The sequence below is a fragment of the Deltaproteobacteria bacterium genome, from assembly GCA_023382265.1.
GTDB lineage: Bacteria > JAMCPX01 > JAMCPX01 > JAMCPX01 > JAMCPX01 > JAMCPX01.
Genome location: JAMCPX010000012.1, coordinates 1 through 6778 on the forward strand (window position 1 = coordinate 1; position 6778 = coordinate 6778).

A 6778-nucleotide genomic window follows, 5' to 3' on the forward strand; every position below is an offset into this window, starting at 1 on the left:
GCGGTCCAGCAGTTGGGGTATGAGCTTGAGAAGAAGGCGGATGCTCAGGCGGTCCAGCAGTTGGGGTATGAGCTTGAGAAGAAGGCGGATGCTCAGGCATTAAAGACCGATATAAATAACATCATACAACAAATACGTGATCAGAAATTAAATATCCTTGCACAGCAGAAAAACCTTTCTTCTTTAATAGAACGGTTGAATCAGGAGACTTCTGAAATGATTACCGATAACGCAACAAAAAGCTTTCGTGAAGAAAAGTCCCACCAGTTTGATGCCATGTATGTATCGTTTGAAGATAGGTTCAGAGGTACACAAGCTGATATCAAAGAGAGGCAAAGGGTTTATTTGCCCTACATTCACGAAGCTTTGAAAAATACGGATAATGCTCAGGTATTAGATGTAGGGTGCGGCAGGGGTGAATGGCTTGAGTTATTAAAGGAACAGAATATTCATGCCAAAGGTATTGATATAAACAGAATTATGGTAGCTCAGGCAAAAGAACTTGGTTTAGATGTGGAAGAAGCGGATGTTATTGAGTATCTCAAGCGTCAAAAGGAGAATTCTCTTTCCGTTATTACAGGTTTTCATATTGTTGAGCACCTTCCCTTCGAGATTCTGGTTAAACTTATTGATGAGTCATTAAGGGTATTAAAAACAAAGGGAATGGTAATATTCGAAACACCGAACCCGGAAAACCTCATGGTTGGTGCTTATAGCTTTTATACCGACCCAACACACCGTAACCCACTACCACCTGATACCTTGAAGTTTGTTGCAGAGGCACGAGGATTTACCAATGTTAAGATTTTAAGACTTCACAGGAGAAATGAACAAACCTCCGCTGTCAGCGATCCACTTCACGAGCTTATGGAGCGTATGAATATGGAACAGGATTATGCGCTCATCGGATACAAAGGATGAAAATAGCTGTAATCGCTGCAGCTTCCAAGACTGGAGAAAAAGGCGGCGCTGAACGTTTTTATGAAGGCCTGGTTAATGCGTTAAATTCAACCGGGATTAATACGGACATAATTAGCTTGGTAAGCGATGAATCAAGTTTTGATACAATTAAAGAGACACTTCTAAATTTCTACGACTTGAATTTATCAGCTTACGACGGAGTAATCTCTACAAAAGTACCATCATATTTTGTTAAACATAAAAATCATGTTTGTTATTTAGTCCACACAATGCGCTTTTTTTATGATATCTTTGACAAAGAATTTCCATATCCAACCACTGAATTATCAGAGCAAAGAAAATTTATAACTACACTGGATACAGCCGTGTTGTCATTTCCACATGTAAAAAAAATATATACTATCGGTAATACTGTTTCGAACAGATTACTGCATTATAATAACTTGAGAAGTGAAGTCCTTTATCCAGCGTTAGCTTATGATAGCTTTAAAACAGGAGAATATAAAAACTATCTTTTTATGCCGGGTCGATTGCATAGATGGAAACGAGTGGATTTGCTTATAAAAGCAATGAAATATGTTCAGCGTCCCATAATGCTAAAAATAGCGGGTACCGGTGAGGATGAAGAAAGGCTTCACGAGATAGCAAATAAAGATAAAAGAATAGAATTTTTAGGGAGGGTAAGCGATGATGAGTTAACAAATTTGTATGCTGATACATTAGGAGTACCGTTTGTACCATTAAACGAGGACTTCGGCTATATAACCCTTGAAGCCTTTAAAAGTAAAAAACCGGTTATAACTTGCGCAGACTCCGGAGAACCAACATTTTTTGTTAAAGATAATTTTAATGGTTTTGTTTGTAACCCCGATCCTAAGGAGATAGCCAAAAAAATTGAATTCTTATATGATAATCGGGATAAAGCTAAAGAAATGGGCGAACGGGGATACCATTCGATCTCGCATATTACCTGGGGCAATGTTGCGAAGATCTTATTAAATGCATTAGGAATGATGGGGATAAATTAGTTATGAATGAACATTATAATGTTACTGTGCTTGATATGCAGCCGATAGATCCTCCGACCGGCGGAGGGAGGATAAGATTGCTGGGGTTGTATCATAATCTTGGCGATAACCTTTCAACCACTTATGTCGGGACATACGATTGGGAGGGGGAAAAATATAGGGATCATTATCTGAGCCAAACATTGAGAGAAATAAATGTTCCCTTAAGCAATGCTCATTTTGATGAAGTTAAAAAACTGCAAGATAGGATCGCCGGTAAAACAATAATTGATGTTACCTTTCCCCAATTTGCCCATTTGTCGCAAGATTACATAAAGGCAGCTACAGAATGGTCATTAAAAAGCGATATAGTTATATTTTCACATCCGTGGATTTATCCCCTTATCAAAGATAAACTCGACAAAGATAAACAGCTTATTGTTTATGATTCACAAAATGTAGAAGGATATTTGAGATATAACCTGTTGGGTGGAGGAGAGACAGAAACGAACATAGTAAAAGACGTGATAAAAGTAGAATATGAATTGTGTCATTTCGCAGATGTCGTACTTACGTGCTCACACGAAGACAGAGAACTATTTAATAGACTCTATAATGTGCCTTTTAAAAAGATGAAGGTAATTCCAAATGGTGTATTTACAGATAAAATCAAACCTGTAGAAAGCGCACAAAAAAAAACTATAAAACAAAAACTTGGACTTCCGCAAAAAATGACTGCAATCTTTGTTGCCAGCAACTATCCACCAAATGTTGAAGCCGCAAATTATATTTTGACTGTATTGTCCCCGAATCTTCCGGATGTATCTTTTCTTATTGCAGGGGGGGTTGGGGAAGCATTAAAAAGCAATCAGCAAAATGTAATAATCACCGGGAGATTAACAGAGGAAGAAAAGATCAAATACCTCTCTGCCGCTGACATGGCAATTAACCCCATGTTCAGCGGCTCAGGAACGAACATCAAGATGTTCGATTTTATGGCAGCAGGGCTGCCTATTGTTTCTACGCCAGCAGGAGCAAGAGGTATAGAAGATACAACTTTTTATTCTATAAAGCTCTGCAATTCGGATAAGTTTGCTGCAAACATTTCATTAATTTTGAATGATGCGAAGCTAATAAAACTTATGTCACAAGCTTCAAGACAATTAGTAGAAGAGAAATATTCCTTTGAAAGGATCTCAAAAGCTTTAGGGACAATGCTATATAGATATAGGAGCAAACCAATAACCCCAAAGCCTTTTTTTTCGATAATAGTACCATCTTATAATAGGCATAACCTTCTTGATAAATTAATGAATGCTCTATCCTTGCAGGATTATAAGGATTTCGAAGTCATTGTCGTAGATCAGAGTGATACTGTAGGGGTCAATAAATATCATGCTCTTGATCTCCTTTATATTCATACGGATACAAAGGGGGCTGTGAAAGCAAGGAATACGGCTTCGTTATATGCAAGAGGTAGATTTTTAGCTTTTACCGATGACGATTGTATTCCGGAAAAAAACTGGTTAAAGGAGGCATACCGCATATTCAATAGCAATGACATTATAGGAATAGAAGGATTGGTTAAATCTGATAAATTAAACGACCCTGTTTATAGGCCTGTAACGAATGAGGGTTTTGGGGGTATTGGCTTTATGACTGCTAACCTGTTTTTGAAAACTGAAATATTCAATAGGATAAATGGATTTGATGAACGATTTGATAATCCGCATTTCAGAGAGGATACGGATCTTGGGTGGAGGGCGGTAAAATACGGTAAAATACCTTTTAGCGATAAGGTACAGGTGTTTCATCCACCGCATCTTCGTGCGATAGAAAGAGAGTCACAGAAGGAACGGAATAAATTTTTTGAAAAGGATGCTCTTTTACTCAAAAAACACCCAATCAATTATCTGAAATTATTTCTATCAGAAAACCACTGGAAAAATACGGATGGTTTTTGGGAAAACTTATTAAAAGGAGCACAGAAGTACAATGTAGATATCTCTCAATATGAAATATATAATTACTACCGGGATTACATGCATGCAGAGGATCCCGTCGTCAAAATGTTTCAGGGGATTACCTATGAAAATAAAAACTATTTTCCTCAATCAACACTTACGGTAACATCCCGTACAAGAACTGAGGCGATAAAACTTCTGGATAAAGTAAAAAATAATATATCCGATCAGCCCGATGATGTTAAAAGCTATTTTGAGACCTCAATTGATCGTTATACTTTTACACTCCAATTAGTTCTTGGACATACGGAGAAAGAGATAAAAAAGGTATTAGAATTAGGTTGTTCCCCTGGACATCTTGGGATGGCTTTAGATGCAATGGGCTTAGATGTTTATGGTATTGACTTGAACAAAGAGTATCTTTACAAGTATCCTAAATCTATTATTGAAAAGCTGCACATAAAACAGTGTAATTTTGAGAATGATGTAATCCCTTACCATGACAATGAATTTGATTGTGTCATTTTTACAGAAGTACTTGAGCACATTGCAATTAAACATCCCGTTAAGATATTAGAGGAAATAAAGAGATTATTGTCTCCCGGCGGGATTCTCATCTTATCTACACCGAATGTATCATCCATCGGTAATGTTTTTGCATTGATGCGCGGCGATAATGTATTCTGGGATCCAAAGATATTTTATGGGAGTACGGATAGGCATAACCGAGAATATACTCCGAAAGAAGTATTTTCACTGTTACAGGATGCCGGCTTTCAGAATATAAAAATAGGATATATAAATACCCCATCAAACTGGAACACTAAATCAGCCGGTCTAACGATGCAGTTTCTTGCACAAATTGATAATAAACAGGCAAACGAGCCGTTTTTTAAGAATACAATATTTATAAAGGCAGAGAAACGTTAAACTAGATGCATACACCCATCTTAAAACGTCGCATTCAACTCCCAAAAGAATGAAAAAACTCATTGTTCTTTCACCCTATTTCCCCTATCCCCTCGATGAAGGCGGACACATAAGGACGTTCAACATAATACAGGCACTGAGTAAAGAGTTTGAAATCCATCTTTGTTCTTTTCTTGTTGAACAGCGAGCCATAGAAACATCAGAGCTTATGAACTACTGCAAAGATTACTCTACCATAAACGTCCCCACACATAAAAAAGATATACTGCACAGGTTGATGCGGAACGGCAGGAGAATTCTTTTATTAAAAAACCCTTCTGCAGACACCTTCTTTTTTAAAGAAGCAAAACGAGGTTTATCAGATTACATAAACACAATTAAGCCCGACATAGCTATTATCGAACATTCATGGCTTGCAGGCTATGCTGCAATGTTAAAGGCAGCAGGCATAAAAATTATTCTTGATGCCCATAATGTGGAGTCAGACCTCTGGAAACAATTTTATCAGAATAGTGCTATGAAGGAAAAGATCCCATACTATTTCTTCTGGAAGTCTATGGTCTTGAATGAAAAAAGATTTATGCGGTCTTTTGGTTTGATAATCTCAACATCCGGACTGGATGTTGAAAAGATAAAAAATATAGCACCACAGGTACCGAAGGAGGTTATCCCGAACGGTATAGATCTGGACAGGTATAGAGCGAATGAGCCGGAAGAGCAGAACTCTATCGGTTTTATCGGGCTTATGAGATATCCGCCAAATGTGCAAGCTGTTCTTTATTTCTTAAAGATAATCTTCCCTTTGGTGAAACAAGCTATACCTGATGTGAAGTTTTTTATCGCAGGGAAAGATCCTTCCGAGGAAATCCTGAAATTATCGGATAACAAAAATGTCTTTGTAACAGGATATGTCCCTGACGCCATAAGGTTCATGTCAAAATGCTCTATCATGATAACCCCGCTGCTTCAGGGGAGCGGAACACGGACAAAAATCCTTGAAGCCATGTCACTAAAAAAGCCCGTAGTCTCAACTTCTAAAGGAGCTGAAGGTCTTATGGTGGAAAACGGCAAGGACATTAGTATAGAAGATAATCCCGAAGCCTTTGCAAAAGCGGTTATCTCTCTCTTAAAAAACAGAGAACTGAGAAAGTCCAGGGGTGAAGAGGCATATAAGACCGTCGTATCAAATTATTCATGGGCTTCAATAGGAAATAAGTTAATCTCGGTTATAAAAGAGGTTACGTGATGACTATTACTAACAAGAAAAAAGATATCTTAAATGGGTTTTGTAATTATAGTGGTAAAATAAATATTATATTTCAGTCCAATATTGTTATAGCAATAATTATTTGTAGTTTAATATGTTTATATATCATTTTATCCCTTTTACCACTTTTACATAGTGGTTATTATTCTGACGATATGGTGAATTCCTCTTTAAGGGGGCAAATCGCATTAGATAAAATGTCATACTTTAACTATACCATTAATTTTATAGATTACATGGCAAAAGCTTATGGTAGGTTTGTACCCGTTTCTATATTTACCCTTACGCTAATTTTTTATTATTTTCATAATATATTCTTGTACAAAGCAATCATCTTATTACTCATAATTATTAATACTTTATTGTTCGGTCTTTTTACAAAAAAAATCTTTAAAGATAGCTACGTCTCATATTTGTTTATGCTTGGGATACCCCTGTTTTTTCAATTTAGACTCTACCATGATCCTATCCTGTCCTTCGCAGGCCAGTTACAATTCTTTTTTTGTTATTTGTTCGGCTCACTCATTTTCTTACAATATTATTTGGAGACCGATAATAAAACAACATTAATTGCAAGTCTCGTATTATTTAATGTTTCATTATATTCATACGAAATAAGTGCACCTTTAACTTTATTATATTTTATTATAATCTATGAAGAGAAAAGAAATTTAGCGTAAGGGTAAATA

Annotated in this window: 4 protein-coding genes; all 4 read left to right on the forward strand. The window is 36.6% G+C overall.

Annotated elements, in window-relative coordinates; all coding sequences use genetic code 11:
- On the forward strand, positions 1-921 hold a 921-nt coding region (locus tag M1381_02535), incomplete at its 5' end, for a class I SAM-dependent methyltransferase (GenBank protein ID MCL4477966.1).
- Entirely contained in the window at positions 918-1949 is a 1032-nt protein-coding gene (locus M1381_02540) for a glycosyltransferase family 4 protein (protein ID MCL4477967.1), read from the forward strand. The genes M1381_02535 and M1381_02540, both read left to right, overlap by 4 nt.
- A 2-nt stretch (positions 1950-1951) precedes the next feature.
- The gene (locus M1381_02545; GenBank protein ID MCL4477968.1) at positions 1952-4822 is read left to right on the forward strand and encodes a glycosyltransferase; all 2871 of its coding nucleotides are present in this window, start codon (positions 1952-1954) and stop codon (positions 4820-4822) included.
- 49 nt (positions 4823-4871) lie between these two features.
- Positions 4872-6068, forward strand: a complete 1197-nt coding sequence (locus M1381_02550) for a glycosyltransferase family 4 protein (protein ID MCL4477969.1) — start codon at positions 4872-4874, stop codon at positions 6066-6068.
- The last annotated feature ends 710 nt before the right edge of the window (positions 6069-6778 follow it).

Coding starts and splice junctions, on each gene's coding strand:
- M1381_02540 (MCL4477967.1), top strand. CDS start 918: ATGAAAATAGCTGTAATCGCTGCAGCTTCCAAGACTGGAGAAAAAGGC.
- M1381_02550 (MCL4477969.1), top strand. CDS start 4,872: ATGAAAAAACTCATTGTTCTTTCACCCTATTTCCCCTATCCCCTCGAT.
- M1381_02545 (MCL4477968.1), top strand. CDS start 1,952: ATGAATGAACATTATAATGTTACTGTGCTTGATATGCAGCCGATAGAT.